This window comes from Arthrobacter sp. ov118 (assembly GCF_900116495.1).
In the GTDB taxonomy this organism is placed as follows: domain Bacteria; phylum Actinomycetota; class Actinomycetes; order Actinomycetales; family Micrococcaceae; genus Arthrobacter.
The window spans coordinates 1-16,362 of sequence record NZ_FPAY01000007.1; the positions used below are offsets into that span (position 1 = coordinate 1).

The following is a 16,362-nucleotide window of genomic DNA, read 5'->3' on the forward strand; positions in this document are numbered from 1 at the left end:
GGTGCGCGGGTTAACGCCCACCGCGCTGGCAGCTTCCCTGCGTGTGCTGCCGGCCTTGCGCAGCCGGAAATACTCCCCGAGCCCGGGATGAACCGGGCCGCCGGGCCTGCCCCGGAACCCGGCACGCCTTGCCCATTTCCGGCACGTGTACCGGTTAAAGCCCAGTGACTCGGCAGCCCGGGCCACATTACCCAACCGATCCAGAACCGAGAAGAACTCGTCCTTCTGCTCCTGCGTGTATTTCCTGCTGGTTCGTGGTGCTTCCGCTAAAGACGACACGGTCGTTGCAACTCCCAATTTTCATTGAGTGTTGCAACGACCGCTAGAACTCGCCGGGTCGGACGGGCGCGAAGTGACCCCGCGTTTTCCTTTGGAGACGCAGGAAGGCCCGGTCCCTTTGGGGACCGGGCCTTCCTGCGTGACTATGCTTTGCCGGTTAGTGGCTCAGCGTCTTCCGCGACTCTGCCGCTTCGATCGTCTCGATCGGCTCGGGGGCGGCGTGGTGGCCGTGAGCGGCCTCCAGTTCAGCCGGAGTAGCCGGGGCAACCCGGTCCTCGAAGAACCAGCGGGAGAGGGCAGCGCGCCGCTTTTCCTTGCGGTCCACGACGCCGTGTTCGTTCGGCACGGCGGGCAGCGGCTCGGGGGACTCGAAGCCCACCAGCCGGTAGCGCTTGTACTCGTCCAGCGGGGCGTGGACTTCGATGAACTCACCGTGCGGCAGCCGCACGATGCGGCCGGTTTCGCGGCCGTGCAGGGCGATCTCGCGGTCCTTGCGCTGGAGAGCCAAGGCAACGCGCTTCGTCACGATGAATGCGATCACCGGGCCGATGAAGAACAGTGCGCGTAGCCAGTAGGTCACATCGTTCAGAGCCACGTGGAAGTGGGTGGCGATGAGGTCCGAACCAGCGGCGGCCCACATCACGCAGTACCACACGAAGCCGGCCATGCCGATCGCCGTCCGGGTAGGAGCGTTGCGCGGACGGTCCAGGACGTGGTGCTCGCGGTCGTCTTTGGTGATCCAGCGTTCGATCCACGGGTAGGCGAACATGACCGTGAACAGGATGCCTGCAGGGACAAGAGCCGGAAGCAGGACGTTGAACGTGAAGACGTGACCGAACCAGATCTGCTCGACCTTCCAGTCCCCGATCGTGCCAGGCATCAGGCGCAGGGCGCCGTCGACGAAGCCGATGTACCAGTCAGGCTGCGTGCCTGCCGAAACGGGGGAGGGGTCGTACGGGCCGTAGTTCCAGATCGGGTTGATGGTGAAGAACGCCGCCATAATGGCGACCACACCGAACACGATGAAGAAGAAACCGCCAGCCTTGGCTGCGTAGACAGGTCCCAGGGGATAGCCGACGACGTTGCCGTCATTGCGGCCGGGGCCGGGGTACTGCGTGTGCTTGTGCACAACCACCATGAAGAGGTGCATGACGATCATCAGCAGGATGAGCGCGGGAACCAGGAGGATGTGGAGCGTGTACAGGCGGCTGATGATCATGGTGCCGGGGAACTCGCCGCCAAAGAGGAAGAACGAGATGTAGGTACCGATGACCGGGATGGACTTGATGACGCCGTCGATGATGCGCAGGCCGTTGCCGGAGAGCAGGTCATCGGGGAGCGAGTAGCCGGTAAAGCCCGCTGCCATGGCCAGGATGAGCAGGACGCCGCCTACCACCCAGTTCATTTCGCGGGGCTTGCGGAACGCGCCGGTGAAGAACACGCGCAGCATGTGCACGGCGACGGAAGCCACGAACAGCAGGGCTGCCCAGTGGTGCACCTGGCGCATGAAGAGGCCGCCGCGGATGTCGAAGGAGATGTTCAGCGAGGAGCTGTACGCCACTGACATTTCAACGTTCTTCAGCGGCGTGTAAGAGCCCGCGTAGTGGGTTTCCGCCATGGACGGATCGAAGAAGAACGTCAGGAAGGTGCCCGAGAGGAGCAGGATGACGAAGGAGTAAAGCGCAACTTCGCCGAACATGAACGACCAGTGGTCAGGGAAGACCTTCCGGCCGAATTCGCGGAGGATTCCGGAGCCGCCAACACGCTGGTCGACGAAGTCGGTGATGCGGCCGCCCGAAGTCTTGGCGACGAAGACGGGGGCATCAGGAGTTAGGGATGAGGACATGCTGCTCACGCTCCCAGTAGCTCGGTCCAACGGGTTCATGGAAGTCGCTCGTGGCGACCAGGTAGCCCTCGGCGTCGACTGAGATCGGCAGCTGCGGGAGAGGACGGCTGGCCGGGCCGAAGATAACCTTGCATTCCTGGGTCAGGTCGAAGGTTGACTGGTGGCACGGGCACAGCAGGTGGTGGGTCTGCTGCTCGTACAGGGCAACAGGGCAACCAACGTGGGTGCAGATCTTGGAGTACGCGACGATGCCGTTGTAGCCCCAGTCCTCGCGACCCGGGGAAGGGTGCAGCTCCTCCGGGTTCAGGCGCATGAGAAGAACGACGGACTTGGCCTTTTCGTTCAGTTTGCCTTCGCTCAGTTCGTTCAGCCCTTCCGGGATGACGTGGAAAGCGGAGCCCAAGGTGACATCCGCGGCCTTGATGGGAGTGCCATCGGGGTCGCGGGTCAGGCGCTTGAGCTTGCCGTCCTCCGGTGCCCACATCGTGTGGGCCAGCTTGTCGTCCGGGCGTGGACCGAGGTCACCAAAGATGGCCAGGGCCGGCAGGGGCGCGAGGGCGACGGCGCCGAGCAGTGTGTTGCGGATCAGCGGCCGGCGCTTGATGCCGGTTTCTTCCACAATGTCATCGACGATCCGCACGGCCGCCTGGCGGTCGTCCTCGGTGCGGATGGCGTGGCGCTCTTCCGAGACCTCGTGGTCCGGCATGAGGGCCTTGGCCCAGTGAACGATGCCGGTGCCGATGCCCAGCATCGCGAACGCGGTGCCGATGCCCAGCAGGGCATTTTGGAGGCGGATCGTGGCGATGGAGGAATCGGGTCCCCCCAGATCGATCGCGAAGTACGCCACCAGGAATATCAGGGTGCCAACGACCGAAACACCGAACAGAAGGGCTACCTGCCGTTCTGCTTTCTTTGCGGCCCTCGGGTCCGTGTCAGCCAGGCGCAAACGGTGCGGGGGAATTCCAGGATCCTGGAACTTCTCCACCTCATTCTGACCAGCCGTAGCTACGGTGCCCGAGTGGTTCGGACTGCCGTCACTATGGTTGCCCATAATTCGCCTCATCCTTCTCTCGTCCCGGCTATGCCGGGTTAGGTTTCAATTCAAACTGCTGACGTGCCAGCAGAAAATTCTTACAGGTGCAAGGTCCGCTTAGGAGGTGCGGGATGTGAGCCAGATCGTGAACGCGATGATGACGCCCAGGCCGGCAATCCAGACAAACAGACCTTCGGAGACCGGACCCAAAGCACCAAGATCGGCGCCGCCGGGTGAACCGTTGGTTTCAATCTGCTTCAGGTAGGTGATGATGTCGCGCTTGCCCTCGGGAGAGATGTTCGCGTCACTAAAGACCGGCATGTTCTGAGGGCCGGTGACCATGGCTTCGTAGATGTGCTGGCCGGAGACATCCGCAAGGGCCGGGGCGAACTTGCCCCGGGTCAATGCGCCGCCGGCGGCAGCAGCGTTGTGGCACATAGCGCAGTTGGTGCGGAAGAGCTCGCCACCCTTGGCGGCGTCGCCCTTCTCATCGAGGACTCCCGCCTCGGGGATGGCCGGGCCGGGGCCGAGCGAGGCAACATAAGCCGCCAGCTGCTTCGTCTGCTCTTCATTGAACTGGGCGGGCTTCTTGTAGGCCTGCGGGCCATTCATCTGCATGGGCATACGGCCAGTGCCGACCTGGAAGTCAACAGCAGCCGCGCCGACGCCCACAAGCGACGGTCCGGACTGCGAGCCGCTGGCACCCATCCCGTGGCAGGTGGCGCAGTTGGCGGCGAAGAGCTTGCCGCCCTCCTCTACGTCGCTTGCGCTATAGGTTGTGGTGTCGGCCTTGGCCTGGTTGACGGTGGTGGCAACGGCGTACAGCCCACCCGTGACCAAGAGGCCCATCAGCAGCAGTGCAATCGCTGCCAGTGGGTGACGTCGCTTCTGCGAGAGTGCCTTCACGTGGTGGTTCCTTTATTCGATCCTGCGGTGGCTCCGGGAGCCGCTTCTGAAATTCTGCCTCTTGTAGAAAAAGAGTCAAGTCGGGGCTACTTGAGGACGTAGATGACCAGGAAGAGGCCAATCCAGACGACGTCCACGAAGTGCCAGTAGTACGAGGTGACGATCGCCGAGGTTGCTTCAAAGTGGCCGAACTTCTTCGCCGCGAAGGAACGGCCCATGATGAGCAGGAAGGCAACCAGCCCGCCGATGACGTGCAGGCCGTGGAAGCCCGTCGTTATGTAGAAGGCTGAACCGTAGGCGTTGGAGGACAGCGAGACGTGCTCGGACACGAGCATGGTGTACTCGGTCGTCTGGCCGGCCACGAAGAAGGCACCCATGAGGAACGTCAGGATGAACCATCCGTTCATCCCCCAGCGGGTGAAGCTGAAGACTCCGCCGGTCCGGCGCGGCTGGAGCCGCTCGGCAGCGAAGACGCCCATCTGGCAAGTGAAGGAACTTGCCACGAGGACGATCGTGTTAACGAGCGCAAAGGGGAAGTTGAGCTTGGCTGTCTCTTCGGCCCACATCTGTCCGGAAGTCGAACGGAGTGTGAAGTACATGGCGAAGAGACCGGCGAAGAACATCAACTCACTGGACAGCCACACAACGGTTCCAACAGAAACCATGTTCGGGCGGTTCAGCGTCGGGTGCGCCGGGGTACTGGGGGCATGGGTCGCAGATGTCACATAGACATTATGTCTATAAAAGTCCGTCCTGCCCAACGCAAACCGCCATTTCGGAGGACTTTTTCTACAAAGACGCGAAATCGCGCGGAAAAGTTCCCGGAGGGGTTCACATTGGTCTTAGCGGGGGCGACCTCGATAGCATCGGGAGGTGACTTCTCCGGCATCTGCACAGGCGGCAGGCAACACCTGGCCGCGCCTCATTAACGCACTCATCAGTGGCGTGGACCTCACCGCCGGGAGCACCGAATGGGCCATGAACTCCATCATGTCGGGCGAGGCGACGCCGGTCCAGGTCGCCGGATTCCTGGTGGCGCTGCGCTCCAAGGGTGAGACCGTGGATGAACTGTCCGGTTTGGTGGAGGCGATGATCGCCAACGCTAGCGCCGTCGAGATCGCTGGCGAGAAGCTAGACATCGTAGGCAGTGGCGGCGATCAGCAGAATACGGTGAACATCTCAACGATGGCAGCGCTGATCTGCGCCGGCGCGGGCGCCAAGGTGGTCAAGCACGGAAACCGGGCGTCGTCGTCGTCCTCCGGATCCGCCGACGTCCTGGAGGCGCTCGGGGTCAGGTTGGACCTGCCCATTGAACGCGTGGCGCTCAACGCCGAGGAAGCCGGGATCACGTTCTGCTTCGCCCAGGTGTTTCACCCTTCCATGCGGCATGCCGCCGTCGCCCGCCGCGAACTTGGCGTCCCGACGGCATTCAACTTCCTGGGCCCCATGATCAACCCGGCCCATGTCCAGGCCTCGGCGGTGGGGGTGGCCCATGAGCGGATGGCCCCGCTGGTGGCGGGTGTGCTGGCCAAGCGTGGGAGCCGCGGGCTTGTGTTCCGCGGAAACGACGGGCTGGATGAGCTCACCACCACCGGCCCGTCACGGGTGTGGGAGATCCGCAACGGCGAAGTCACCGAAAGCGTCTTTGATCCGGGCAGCCTCGGGATCCGGCGGGCCACCATCGAGGAACTGCGCGGCGGCGACGCCGTGGCCAACGCTGCCGTCGTCCGCGCCGTCCTTGCTGGCGCCCCAGGGCCGGCCCGCGACGCGGCGCTGCTCAATGCCGCCGCCGGGCTGGTGGCGTTCGACCTCGACGCCGTTGGTCCGCTCGCCGAGCGGATGGCAGCGGCGTTGAAGCGCTCCGAGGAATCAATCGAGACCGGCGCGGCCGCGGCGGTCCTGGACCGTTGGGTGGCCTTGTCCCAGGCCTGAGCGCGCCGGCCTCGCTTGCGGTGCTCGGAACGAGGAAGTACTGAAAAGGACGTACCAAAAAGCGTAGTGAAACTGCGGGCCCGGCAGATTGAACTGGTCAAATCTGCCGGGCCCGCCGCTTCAATACCTCTGGTACTTCTGGTACTTCTGGTGCTTGCTGCGGGCTACTGCTCAAACCCGAGGGCAAAGGCCGCGTCGAGATCGTGCTGGGAGTACGCCCGGAAGGCAATCTGGGTAGTGGTGTGCACCACGCCCTGAACCTTGGAGAGCTTGTCCGCAATGGCGTCGGCCAGGTCTTCGTGCTTGGCGACGCGGGCGATGGCGATCAAGTCCCATTCGCCGGTGACGGAATAGACCTCGCTGATGCCCGGGATGGCGGAGATCTCCTCGGCGGTTTCCGGGATGCGTGAAGCGTCTGTCTTGATCAGGACGAATGCGGTGACCACGTATGAGCCTTTCCGGATCGGTTGCGCCGTGTGCGGCCTGTCGGCGGCCCCATCGCGGGCCCTGCCATGTCCTGCAAGCCTAGTGCATCAGGCCCGGGCGCGGCGTGAGCGCAACCGGCGGACACCGGCGACCACAAGACGGTAGCCGAGGAGGAAAACGGCGAGGCTCACCAGGGCAACAATTACGAAGGCCAGCACCACGGTCTGCCCGGTGACGGCCCGCAGGATCATGCCGACGCCTACGGTTCCGAGCCACACCGCGACGCCGGCCGGCCACACCCGGAGGGGTGCGCGCCACAGGCGCAGCGCGAGCCAGGTAAGCGCCGCGCCGGCCAGGAACGGCCACGCGGTCGCGAGGACTCCTGCGACGGTCTCCCCGCGCTGGTGCGCGTCACGGCCAATCGCCGCGAAGAGCAGAATCAGCAGGGCATCGGCGCAGGCGGCCAGGACCACTGTCTGCCCGGGCCGCAGACCCGGTCCGGAAGCGTCCCGGGCAGCCGGGCGGGGGAGTTGGGGGGTTGAAGAAGGCATACATCCAAGCCTAGTCCCGTCCTGACGAGCCCATGCCACTGGTGCCCCCGGTGGTCCATCGTCCTGGTCGGCGTGGCCGCCTCGCCCGGGGACGATCCGCACATATGATCGTGGCATGAGTACCGATGCCGTCCCGGAGACTGCTGTTCCGGAGGCTGCCCCGGAGGCCGGTGCCCCGGAAGCTGATCTCCTGAGCGCTGCACTCCCGGCGCGACTGGATCCGCAGTTGGACGGCCAGCTGAGCATCAATGACATCCTTCTCGAACTCGGTCAGGCTCCGGTGGTCCATCCGTCTCCGGATGCGGCCAGCGAACTCCACTTCTTTTAAGTGCTGCTATGCGTTCTAAGTGCTGCTAGGCGCCGTCTGGGCCGACCGCTCGTGGGGTGCACTGAACAGGCGCGTTATTTTGTCTTCTCGTTGACAAAGCAGCCCCTGTGCGTAGGCTTGTGGCGAGCTGAGTCGGTGGCCCGATTTGGCCCGCCCGGGTATCCCATTTGCGTGCAGCGGAATGGCACGCAGCGTTTGCCCGGCATCGCCGCTTAACAGCGTTGCCACATCACCGGTGTCGTGAAAGGCGAAGGTAATGGGATTCTGGGATGTCTTTTGGCTCATGTTTTGGTTCGTCATGTTCGTGGCGTATCTGATGGTGCTGTTTCGCGTCATCACGGATATTTTTTCGGACAGCCTGCGGCCGGGGTGGGTAAAAGCGGTGTGGGTACTCGGTGTCCTACTGTTCCCGTTGCTGGGTTGCCTTGGCTACCTGTTGTTTTACGGGCAGCAAATGGCCATCCGTCGTTCTGCGCGGCAGGATGTGGCCAAGGACGACATGGCCGACTATATTCGCCGGACCGCCAATGCCAATCCCTCGGAACAGATCGCCGCGGCGAAGAAACTCCTTGACGACGGTACGATCACCGGCGAGGAATTCCAGATGCTCAAGGCCAGGGCGCTGGGATAGGAACCGGCGGCGGTGCCCCGACCGGCCCGGGAAATTTTACCGGAGCAGGAGAGCGGCTAGGCCCGGCCCAATACAGGACTTATGGTCCTAATTGCGGCGGACCGGGCAGGGTTACCTTGACGTTAGGGAATGCCAGCAGGGCTTCCTCGGAACGAAAGGATGGCTCCCGTGGAGCAATTCTGGAGCGTCATATGGCTATTCTTTTGGTCATTCGCGTTCATCGCGTACCTTTTCGCACTGTTTGCGGTTATCGGCGACGTTTTCCGCGATCATGAGCTCAACGGCTGGCTCAAGGCCGTGTGGATTATTTTCCTGATCTTCGTGCCGTTCCTTACGGTTCTTGTCTATCTCATCGCGCGCGGGCGCAGCATGGCCGAACGCCAGGCCAAGAGTGCGCAGCAGGCGGAAGCCGCAACGAGCGAGTACATCCGTTCCGTTGCCTCTGCGTCGCCGACCCAGGAAATCGTGAAGGCCAAGGAGCTCCTCGATGCCGGCACGCTGACCCAGGGTGAATTCGAAGCTATCAAGGCTAAGGCGCTGAGCCGGGCCTGACTGGCGCATTCGGCATCCGGCCCGACAAAGCGGCTTCAGCGCTCAGCTGGGCTTCTTAGGTGGGCTTCTTAGGGTGCGAACTCCGGCGCTTGCGTCAGAAGATGAAGTGGCCACGAGCACAATCGTTCAGGTGATCGGAAGGCTGCGCTCAGGACCGGCGATCAGTGTCATCCGAAGTCGAGTCCTGGGGCAGGCCCTCCCCGGGGAACACGCTGCCCGTAGTGCCCGTGGGTGGCAGGGGCGTCGGTAGCCTGACTTCCGCGGTTTCGGTTTCGGTCTCGGTCTCGTCGGCGGGGCCTTGGCGTCCGGCTGCTGCCGCAACGCCCGCGGCCGCCGCGGCAGCGAGTCCGGCTCCGGCAATGACTTTGCCCGAAAGGCCGGCTTTGCCGCTGTCCCCGCGTGACTTTGCCGCAGCGTCAACGCTTGGTGTGCCAGCCGGGGCGCCTTCGCTGACAGAACCGCGCCAGGCGCCTGTAGCGTAGCCTGCATCCTCGATGAAGGCCTTGAACCGGTTGAGGTCATTCTCAACCTGCCTCTCCAGGATGTTCAGCTTGTCGCCGACCTTCTCCACAACGCCCTCGGGCTCAAATTCGAGGGACAACCGCACGGACGTCTGCCCGCCGCCGAGGTCTTCGAACACTACGGACCCTGCGTTGGTGGCGCCTTCGGTCGCGGCCCACGCGACTTTCTGGTCCGGTACCTGCTCCAGGATTGCTGCCTGCCACTGCCTGCGCACCCCGCCGATTTCTGCGACCCATTCGAGCCGGTCGTCGCTGAGTTGCTTGACGCTTTTCACCCCGCCCATGAAGTGGGGAAATTCCTCGAACTGGGTCCACTGGTTGTAGGCCACGCTAACGGGCACATTGACAAGAACTTGCTTTTCAACCCTTGTGCTCACGGTGTCTCCTAATGACTGGCATGAGAACTGACATGCGGCCAACAAATAATCAGTATGCTTACTTTACCCGCCGGTGCCCCGCTCTACCAGAGGCGCCACGGGCCAGTGAGACGTACGTCCCGCCGTCGTGCGGGAGGGGCGAGCGCAGGGGCGTGGGCTCGCCCGTCGTCGGTGCCCGGTGGCAGACTTTCTGCCATGGAGCCCATGGACTGTCTGGTCATATACGTTCCGACTGAATCTGCTCGAGCTGTGCGGCAGGCCATTGGCGACGCCGGGGCCGGCCGGCTAGGCCACTACTCGCACTGCTCTTTCAGCCTCGACGGCACCGGGAAATTCACGCCGCTGCCAGGTGCGAACCCGGCCGTCGGCGTCGTCGGTTCCCCCGAGGAGGTGTTGGAAACCCGTATCGAGGCGATTTACCCGCGCTCCCGGCGCAACGCCGTCGTCGCGGCCGCCCTGTCCGTGCATCCCTACGAGACGCCCGCGTTCATGACCTTCCCGGTCGATGCCAGCCTGCCGGACGGAGCAAGCAGCCTTGAATAGCCATCTCAGAGCCCTGCCGTTCCAGAACCGGCCGTCAGGGCCGCCGGGCGTCGACCGGACGCTCGATCACGACCGTGCCGGCGTCCCCATCTACGCGGATCTGCTGGTCGCTGGTCAGCCGCTGCGTCGCGACACCAGTGCCGAGCACGGCCGGGATGCCGTACTCCCGGGCCACGATCGAGCTGTGGCTTAAGGGGCCGCCGACGTCGGTCACCACGGCCGAGGCCATCGCGAATAGCGAGGTCCAAGCGGGGGTGGTGATACGGGCGACCAGGACCTCTCCAGGCACCATCAGGGCGAAATCCTGAGGCCCTCTCAGGACGCGGGCCGGAGCAGTGACGCGGCCCGCGCTGGCGCCGATGCCCTTGATGGTGTCGCCGACTTCGGTCTGTGAGCCTGCCGGCATCATTTTCCCGAAAGCCCGTTCCATCCATTTGGCTTCCGGAAGCAGTTGCGGGGCTGCGGCCCTTGCCTGGCCGCGCCAAAGCATTTTGCGCTCCTCGACGGCGGCGGCGCGGACGGGCTGGTCTGCTCCGGTAATGGCCACGGTCGCCGGTGCCGGTTCGGGAACGTCCCCGGTTATCCGTCTCTCGGGCGCTTTTCGGGCAGCAGGTGCGGCGAGACCGAACTCGACGGCGGTTTGCAGCTCCTCGCGGCGCAACCAGAACACATCGGCTGGCCGGGCGATGACACCGGAGTCAACCAGCCGCCGTCCAAGTTCGAGCAGCATCCGCCGCAGCAGCGGCCACGCCAGGCCGACGTCTGCCAGCGCATCCTCCCGGATAGGGGCGGCGCTCTGTGCCCACCGGAGCAGCCGGATAAACGTGGCCCGGCGCCGCGGCCCGAGCCGGGTGATCATGCGGCTGGTTTGGTCCTCCCTGCGGGCGGCCGACTGCTGCTGGCGCTCGTGCGGGTCGTTGCCCTGTCCTCGAAGGTAAAACTTCACCGTCTCCAGCAGGGCCGAGGGATCGTCCGCCGGGACCGGGCTGACGAAATCCAGATTGTAGACAGCATGGCCGAACCGGCCGAGATGGTCCTGGAAGCGTGGATGCCACTGGTGCCACAATGCCTGGTCGAAGCCGGCAGGCGGGGACCCTGCGCCTTGCGACTGGACCAGTGCCGCCGTGGGTTCATTAAGGAGGGCTGAGGCCAGCCCCGGCACTCCCCGTGCCCACGCTGCTAGCCCGTACAGCGACTTCTCCGCCCGGATGGGTTCGCTATCGTAACCGAGCAGGAACGTCTGGGCGGGGGGATCTCCGTCGCGCCGAACGACTTTGTCGTAAAACGCCCGGAAGGAGATTTCGCTCGTCGCGGCAATCGGAATGATGGACTGCACGGCTGTGTAGTACACGGTGGCGGCGTCCAACAGCGCCTTTACGCCCTCAAGCAGTTCCTCTCCGGAGAGCTCCGCGACGGGCTTCGCCGACCAGTCCTCGATCACCCTCTCATACCGGGGATGCGAAAACTCCCGCCAGCCGGCCACTCCCATGTGCGCCTTGCCGCGGAGCAACGCGCGGAAGGCGGTCAGCGACTTGCCCATGATCCGCCACATGCCCGAAGTGCGGTAGTAATAGTAGGCGTAGCCGTTGATGGTGGGCAGTCCCACGTCGCCCTCCCGGACGACGTTCTTGCCGACGGCGTCGGCCATCAAGGTCCGCAGCGACCGGGCCACCGAGCCGTCAATGAGGTCGGCGAACAGCGGCGAGAGCGGGTCCGGCAGCTGTTCCACGATGCTCGCCCGGAAGTAGAGCCCGTTCGCGTAGGGCACCGTCCAGGAGTCCGGGGTGTCAGCCACCGGTTCGGGCAGTGCGGTGATGGGCCGGGACTGCAGGATGAAGTACTCGTCACGGGCCAGTGCCCACTCGATGTCCTGCGGTGCCCCGAAATGAGCCGCAATCCGTGTTCCGTAGCTGGCCAGTGCGGTTGCCGCGCGGTCGTCCAACACGGGCTGATGGCGGCGCGCTGCCGGCACCGGCTGTTCCCGGGTGCCGCGGTCGGCGTAGACAGTCATGACTTCCTTGTCAGCTGTCCGGCGTGACAGCACACGACCCGTCCCTGCTTCGACAACGACGTCATCCGTGGTGACCGTTCCGCTGACCACGGACTCGCCCAGGCCCCACGCGGCGCTGATCACGATCTGGTCGTGGCGACCGTTAGCCGGATTGGCAGTGAACATGACCCCGGCTGCCTCGGCCTCGACCATCTGCTGGACCACCACCGCGAGGCGCACTGTGTCCGGGGCAATGCCTTGGCGGGCCCGGTAAGCCATGGCCCGGGCTGTCCACAGGGAAGCCCAGCAATCCGTGACGGCCGCGGCCAGGGCCTCCAGCCCAAGGACGTTAAGGTACGTGTCCTGCTGCCCCGCGAAACTGGCCGAGGCGAGGTCCTCGGCCGTCGCGGAGGAGCGAACCGCGACCGCCGGCTCCCCGTCACCAAGGCGGCCGTAGGCAGTACCGAGTTCTGCTGCGATCAAAGCCGGCATGATGCCTCCGGCGAACAGGGCACGGATCCGCTTCGAGGCGTCCTCGTATCTTTCGGGCGGCGCCTGCGGGGGCAGCGAGGCCAGCTCCTTGATGCCGGACTCGAGGTGATTGGCTTCCACAAAATCCGCATAGGCCGCCGTGTTCAGCACAAACGCCGGGGGAACAGGCAGTCCTGCCGCAATGAGACTGCCCAGTCCGACGCCCTTGCCGCCAGCCATTGCCACGTTCCCTTTTCCCACATCGGCGAGGCTGTTGATGTAGGTCATGACCGTGGCGTCCTTTCTGCCCGGAGTGGCGGCCCCCGGCGAGCTTGGTTCCCAACATACTGGCACTGCCGCCGGCAAGAGGCCATAGGTGCGCGGCGGGTGCTCCTAGCCGCAACTCCGCGACGAGAACCCTTCGCGCACGAGAAGAACCGCACCCCGAAGGCCGGTCGCTCCCTTGGAGGTCCAGCTTTCGGGGGTGCAGTTCAGAAGGTGCCTGCCCTTCCCCTGCTGCGGCAGGGGCTTATCTGGAGGTCACGGCGTATGGGGAGGCTTGCTCAGAGGTGGTCGCCTCAACAGAAGCTTCCTCGACCGTGGCTTCGGTTTCCGGCCCGGTCTTGCGTTCCTTCAACCAGTACACGAGCCCCGCCGCGATGGCCGAGGTTGCCGCCAGGGCGAAGAGCCCGGGGACGACACTGCCCGTCTGCTCCTTGATGATTCCGAAGCCAAACGGGGCCACGAATCCGCCGAGGTTGCCCAAGGAGTTGATGATGGCGATGGCCGGCGCCAGGACCATGGGGTGGAGCCCCGACTGTGGAATGGTCCAGAACAGCGGGGACGCGCTCTTGAATCCCATCGCCGCGATGGCCAGGAATACGAGTGCCGCAACGGGGGAGGCGATGGCCGCGGCAAAGGTTCCCGCAGCCGCGACCAGCAGGGCAAGGGCGAGTAGGGGCCGTTTGGACTTGGCCCGGTCCTGCCACTTGGCGGCGAAGTACATGGCGAAGACGGCGCACACCCAGGGGATGGAGGACAGTAGTCCCACGGTCAGATCGGTGGTGCCGGGAATGTGCTTGACGATGCTGGGCAGCCAGAAGGTGTTTGCATAAATGGAGAGCTGAACGGAGAAGTAGATCCCGCACAGGAGGAGGATCTGCGGGTTGAGGAGCATCTTCCAGCGGTTGAGTTTCCCGCCGGCAGCGGTGGCGTGCTCCGCATCCTCGGCAGCAATGGCCGACAGGAGCGCGGTCTTCTCGTTCCCGTTCAGCCACTTGGCGTCCTGGATCTTGGCATCAAGGAGGAAAAACACGATCACGCCAACAACCACGGACAGCACGCCTTCGAAGCCGAACAGCCACTGCCAGCCGCGGAAGCCCAGAACGTCGTTCAGGCTGAGGAGCAGTCCTGCGATCGGTCCGGAGAGGGCGGCGGCAACGGACGAGCCGGCGATGAAAATGGCGGTGGCCTTTCCGCGATGGCCTGCGGGCACCCAGCGGGCGAAGTAGAAGATCACTGCCGGGAAGAAGCCGGCTTCGGCCGCGCCAAGGAGGAACCGTAGCATGTAGAACATCACGTCGTTCTGGACGAAGGCCATTAGGAAGGACACGATGCCCCAGCTGACCATGATCCGAGCCAGCCAGACCTTGGCGCCGTACTTCTCCATCATCACGTTGCTGGGCAGTTCGAAGATCGCGTAGGCGATGAAGAACAGGCCAGCGCCGAAGCCGTATGCTGCGGCACCGATGCCGACGTCGGCCTGCAGGTGCTCCTGGGCATAACCGATGTTGGAGCGGTTGAGCTGGTTGCACACCAGCATGATCAGCATGATGGGCAGGACGCGTTTGAAAAATTTCTTCGTGGCTGCGGCCACGTCCGTGACAGCGGTGTCTACAGACTGCATGGGGTAATCCTCTTTGAATTGGCGAAGCGGGCCGGGGGACGGCCGGGGCGGGGCGGGCGATTGTGGCCCGCGCCACTACAACTCCTCCACTTTATTCGTGGCCGATCATGCACGTCCAACACACTTTTGGCATGGCCGGATACCTTACGGGACTTGTTCGGTTGCTGGACGGCCTGTGTCGGGCCTGCTGCCGGTCGTGACGGCGCGGAGCCGCCGTCGTGAGTTTGCCAAATGGGTGCGAATGGCGGCCGCCGCCGACGCCGGGTCGCCGTCGGCGATGGCAGTGACGACGGACTCGTGCTCGTGCACCACCTGGTTAAAGTGTCCAGACGCGTAGTGCTCTGCGTCCGCGAGCAGGCGGGCGCGCGGCATGGCGATCATGGTCGGGCCCAGCGAGGCCAGGCAGCTGGAATAGAAGGGATTGCCGGAGGCTGCCGCGACGGCCTGATGGAACTCGAAGTCGGCCTTCAGTGCGTGGGCGGGATGTCCGGCGCTGGCAGTGAAGTCAGACAAGGCCTTTCGCACTGCCTGCAATTGCCGTTCAGAACGGTGGAGGGCTGCCAGTGCTGCTGCTTCCGACTCAACGCCCATGCGGAATTCGAGGAGTTGGACCCGGTCCTCCAAGGTCGCTACAGCCCGTCCGCCGGGTCCAGGCTGCAACCCCTCCGGGGGCGGGGTCAGCACGAAGCTGCCCCGCCCGCGCTCCGTCTCCACGAGACCTTCAGCCTGCAGGCGCGTCAGGGCTGAACGCACCACGGTCCGGCTCACCCCGAACTCACTGATCAGCGCATTTTCACTGGGCAGCTTGTCGCCGGGCTGGATCACGCCGTCGACGATGCGCATGCGAAGGTCGGCGGCGAGGTCCGCGGTCAGGTTCCGGCTCATGGGTTTAAGGTTACTTGCCGAATTCCACCGAGTCGGTCGTCCAGGCGCGGGCCTGGTCGCTGAGGGTGATGCCGAGTCCGGGGCGGTCCGGAACGAGCATCCGGCCGTTTTTGGTCTCAAGGCGCTCGTTGAAGAGGGGGTCCAGCCAGTCGAAGTGTTCCACCCAGGGCTCGCGCGGGTACGCCGCTGCCAGGTGCAGGTGGATTTCCATGGCGAAGTGCGGGGCGAGGCCGAGCCCGCGCTCGTCCGCAAGGGCGGCCAGGCGGAGGAACTGGGTGATGCCGCCGACGCGGGGTGCGTCCGGTTGGATGATGTCGCAGCCCTCGGCGTTGATCAGGCCCTTGTGCTCCGCCACCGAGGCCAGCATTTCGCCGGTGGCAATGGGGGTGTCCAGGGCACGGGCCAGGTGGGCGTGGCCCTCGAAGTCGTAGGCGTCCAGCGGTTCTTCGATCCAAATGAGGTTGAATTCCTCCAGTTGGCGGCCCATGCGCAGGGCGGTGGCGCGGTCCCACTGCTGGTTTGCGTCGACCATGAGCGGCACGTCCCAGCCGATGTGCTCGCGGATGCCAGCCACGCGGCGCAGGTCCTCGGCCGTGTCCGGCAGGCCGACCTTGATCTTGATGCCGCCGATGCCTTCCTCGACGGACTGGGTGGCGCGGGCCTTGACCTCGTCCAGGGTGGCGTTGAGGAAGCCGCCGGAGGTGTTGTAGGTCTGGACGGAGTCGCGGTAGGCGCCCAGGAACTTCGCAAGCGGCAGGCCCGCGCGCTTGGCTTTGAGGTCGTAGAGCGCGATGTCGATGGCTGCCAGGGCCTGGGTTGCCACGCCGGAGCGGCCCACGGAAGCGCCGGCCCACAGGAGCTTGGTGTAGATCTTGCCGATGTCATTGGGGTCCTCCCCGATGAGGCCGTCGGCGACTTCCCTGGCGTGGGCGTACTGGGCAGGTCCGCCGGCGCGCTTGGAGTAGCTGAAGCCGATGCCGCTGTGGCCCTGCTCGGTGCTGATCTCGGCGAAGAGGAAAACAACTTCCGTCATGGGCTTTTGGCGCCCGGTGAAAACCTTCGCATCGCTGATGGGCACGGGGAGGGGGAGTCGTGCGGTGGAAAGCTTTACGTGGCGGATCAGATCAACGCTGGTCATAGATTCTCCTTGGGAAGTGGGGCAACATCGCCGCTTACTTATTATAC

General features: G+C 64.6%; 16 protein-coding genes and 1 pseudogene. 5 read left to right on the forward strand and 12 right to left on the reverse strand.

Annotated elements, in window-relative coordinates:
- The 5 genes and pseudogenes from BM372_RS20870 to BM372_RS13395 form a co-directional block, all read right to left on the reverse strand.
- Positions 1–279 (reverse strand): annotated as a pseudogene (locus BM372_RS20870) (hypothetical protein); the annotation flags it as partial.
- A 157-nt stretch (positions 280–436) separates the two neighbouring features.
- Positions 437–2,125, reverse strand: coding sequence for a cytochrome bc1 complex cytochrome b subunit (locus BM372_RS13380; RefSeq protein ID WP_090955952.1), 1,689 nt, complete (start codon positions 2,123–2,125; stop codon positions 437–439).
- Positions 2,103–3,176, reverse strand: coding sequence for a cytochrome bc1 complex Rieske iron-sulfur subunit (locus BM372_RS13385; protein WP_090955953.1), 1,074 nt, complete (start codon positions 3,174–3,176; stop codon positions 2,103–2,105). The genes BM372_RS13380 and BM372_RS13385 overlap by 23 nt, the downstream gene beginning before the upstream one ends.
- A 99-nt stretch (positions 3,177–3,275) precedes the next feature.
- The gene (locus BM372_RS13390) at positions 3,276–4,064 is read right to left on the reverse strand and encodes a cytochrome bc1 complex diheme cytochrome c subunit (protein WP_090955954.1); all 789 of its coding nucleotides are present in this window, start codon (positions 4,062–4,064) and stop codon (positions 3,276–3,278) included.
- A gap of 86 nt (positions 4,065–4,150) precedes the next feature.
- Positions 4,151–4,825: an aa3-type cytochrome oxidase subunit III gene (locus BM372_RS13395; protein ID WP_256214250.1), complete on the reverse strand. Its 675-nt coding sequence runs from the start codon at positions 4,823–4,825 to the stop codon at positions 4,151–4,153.
- A 112-nt stretch (positions 4,826–4,937) separates the two neighbouring features.
- Here BM372_RS13395 and trpD point away from each other — a divergent pair, with 112 nt between their 5' ends.
- Complete coding sequence (gene trpD, locus BM372_RS13400) at positions 4,938–5,996, forward strand: anthranilate phosphoribosyltransferase (protein WP_090955956.1); 1,059 nt, start codon at positions 4,938–4,940, stop codon at positions 5,994–5,996.
- Positions 5,997–6,160: 164 nt separating this feature from the next.
- Here trpD and BM372_RS13405 read toward each other — a convergent pair whose 3' ends face one another.
- Complete coding sequence (locus BM372_RS13405; protein ID WP_090955957.1) at positions 6,161–6,442, reverse strand: Lrp/AsnC family transcriptional regulator; 282 nt, start codon at positions 6,440–6,442, stop codon at positions 6,161–6,163.
- An 87-nt stretch (positions 6,443–6,529) separates the two neighbouring features.
- Positions 6,530–6,973, reverse strand: a complete 444-nt coding sequence (locus BM372_RS13410; RefSeq protein WP_090955958.1) for a DUF3054 domain-containing protein — start codon at positions 6,971–6,973, stop codon at positions 6,530–6,532.
- 115 nt (positions 6,974–7,088) lie between these two features.
- On the opposite strand from BM372_RS13410, the gene BM372_RS13415 reads away from it, so the two are divergent.
- The 3 genes from BM372_RS13415 (at position 7,089) to BM372_RS13425 (ending at position 8,484) form a co-directional block, all read left to right on the forward strand.
- The gene (locus BM372_RS13415; RefSeq protein ID WP_090955959.1) at positions 7,089–7,301 is read left to right on the forward strand and encodes a hypothetical protein; all 213 of its coding nucleotides are present in this window, start codon (positions 7,089–7,091) and stop codon (positions 7,299–7,301) included.
- A 256-nt stretch (positions 7,302–7,557) separates the two neighbouring features.
- Positions 7,558–7,932 carry a PLDc N-terminal domain-containing protein gene (locus BM372_RS13420; protein WP_090955960.1) on the forward strand — a complete coding sequence of 125 codons (375 nt, stop codon included), beginning with the start codon at positions 7,558–7,560 and terminating at the stop codon, positions 7,930–7,932.
- 159 nt (positions 7,933–8,091) lie between these two features.
- Positions 8,092–8,484: an SHOCT domain-containing protein gene (locus tag BM372_RS13425; protein ID WP_090955961.1), complete on the forward strand. Its 393-nt coding sequence runs from the start codon at positions 8,092–8,094 to the stop codon at positions 8,482–8,484.
- Between the two features lie 148 nt (positions 8,485–8,632).
- Here the strand turns inward: BM372_RS13425 and BM372_RS13430 are convergent, their stop codons facing one another.
- On the reverse strand, positions 8,633–9,382 hold the full coding sequence (locus BM372_RS13430) for an SRPBCC family protein (protein ID WP_090955962.1): 750 nt from the start codon (positions 9,380–9,382) through the stop codon (positions 8,633–8,635).
- Between the two features lie 249 nt (positions 9,383–9,631).
- Here BM372_RS13430 and BM372_RS13435 point away from each other — a divergent pair, with 249 nt between their 5' ends.
- Entirely contained in the window at positions 9,632–9,925 is a 294-nt protein-coding gene (locus tag BM372_RS13435) for a YqfO family protein (RefSeq protein ID WP_371261742.1), read from the forward strand.
- Positions 9,926–9,959: 34 nt separating this feature from the next.
- On the opposite strand, the gene BM372_RS13440 is transcribed toward BM372_RS13435, so the two are convergent.
- The 4 genes from BM372_RS13440 to BM372_RS13455 all read right to left on the reverse strand — a co-directional run bounded on the left by BM372_RS13440 (position 9,960) and on the right by BM372_RS13455 (position 16,315).
- A complete protein-coding gene (locus tag BM372_RS13440; RefSeq protein WP_090955964.1) occupies positions 9,960–12,674 on the reverse strand; it encodes a PEP/pyruvate-binding domain-containing protein in 2,715 nt (904 codons plus the stop codon).
- A 241-nt stretch (positions 12,675–12,915) separates the two neighbouring features.
- Complete coding sequence (locus tag BM372_RS13445) at positions 12,916–14,292, reverse strand: MFS transporter (RefSeq protein WP_090955965.1); 1,377 nt, start codon at positions 14,290–14,292, stop codon at positions 12,916–12,918.
- A 144-nt stretch (positions 14,293–14,436) separates the two neighbouring features.
- Positions 14,437–15,177, reverse strand: coding sequence for a FadR/GntR family transcriptional regulator (locus BM372_RS13450; protein WP_090955966.1), 741 nt, complete (start codon positions 15,175–15,177; stop codon positions 14,437–14,439).
- Positions 15,178–15,187: 10 nt separating this feature from the next.
- Positions 15,188–16,315 carry an L-talarate/galactarate dehydratase gene (locus BM372_RS13455; protein ID WP_090955967.1) on the reverse strand — a complete coding sequence of 376 codons (1,128 nt, stop codon included), beginning with the start codon at positions 16,313–16,315 and terminating at the stop codon, positions 15,188–15,190.
- Positions 16,316–16,362 lie beyond the last annotated feature (47 nt).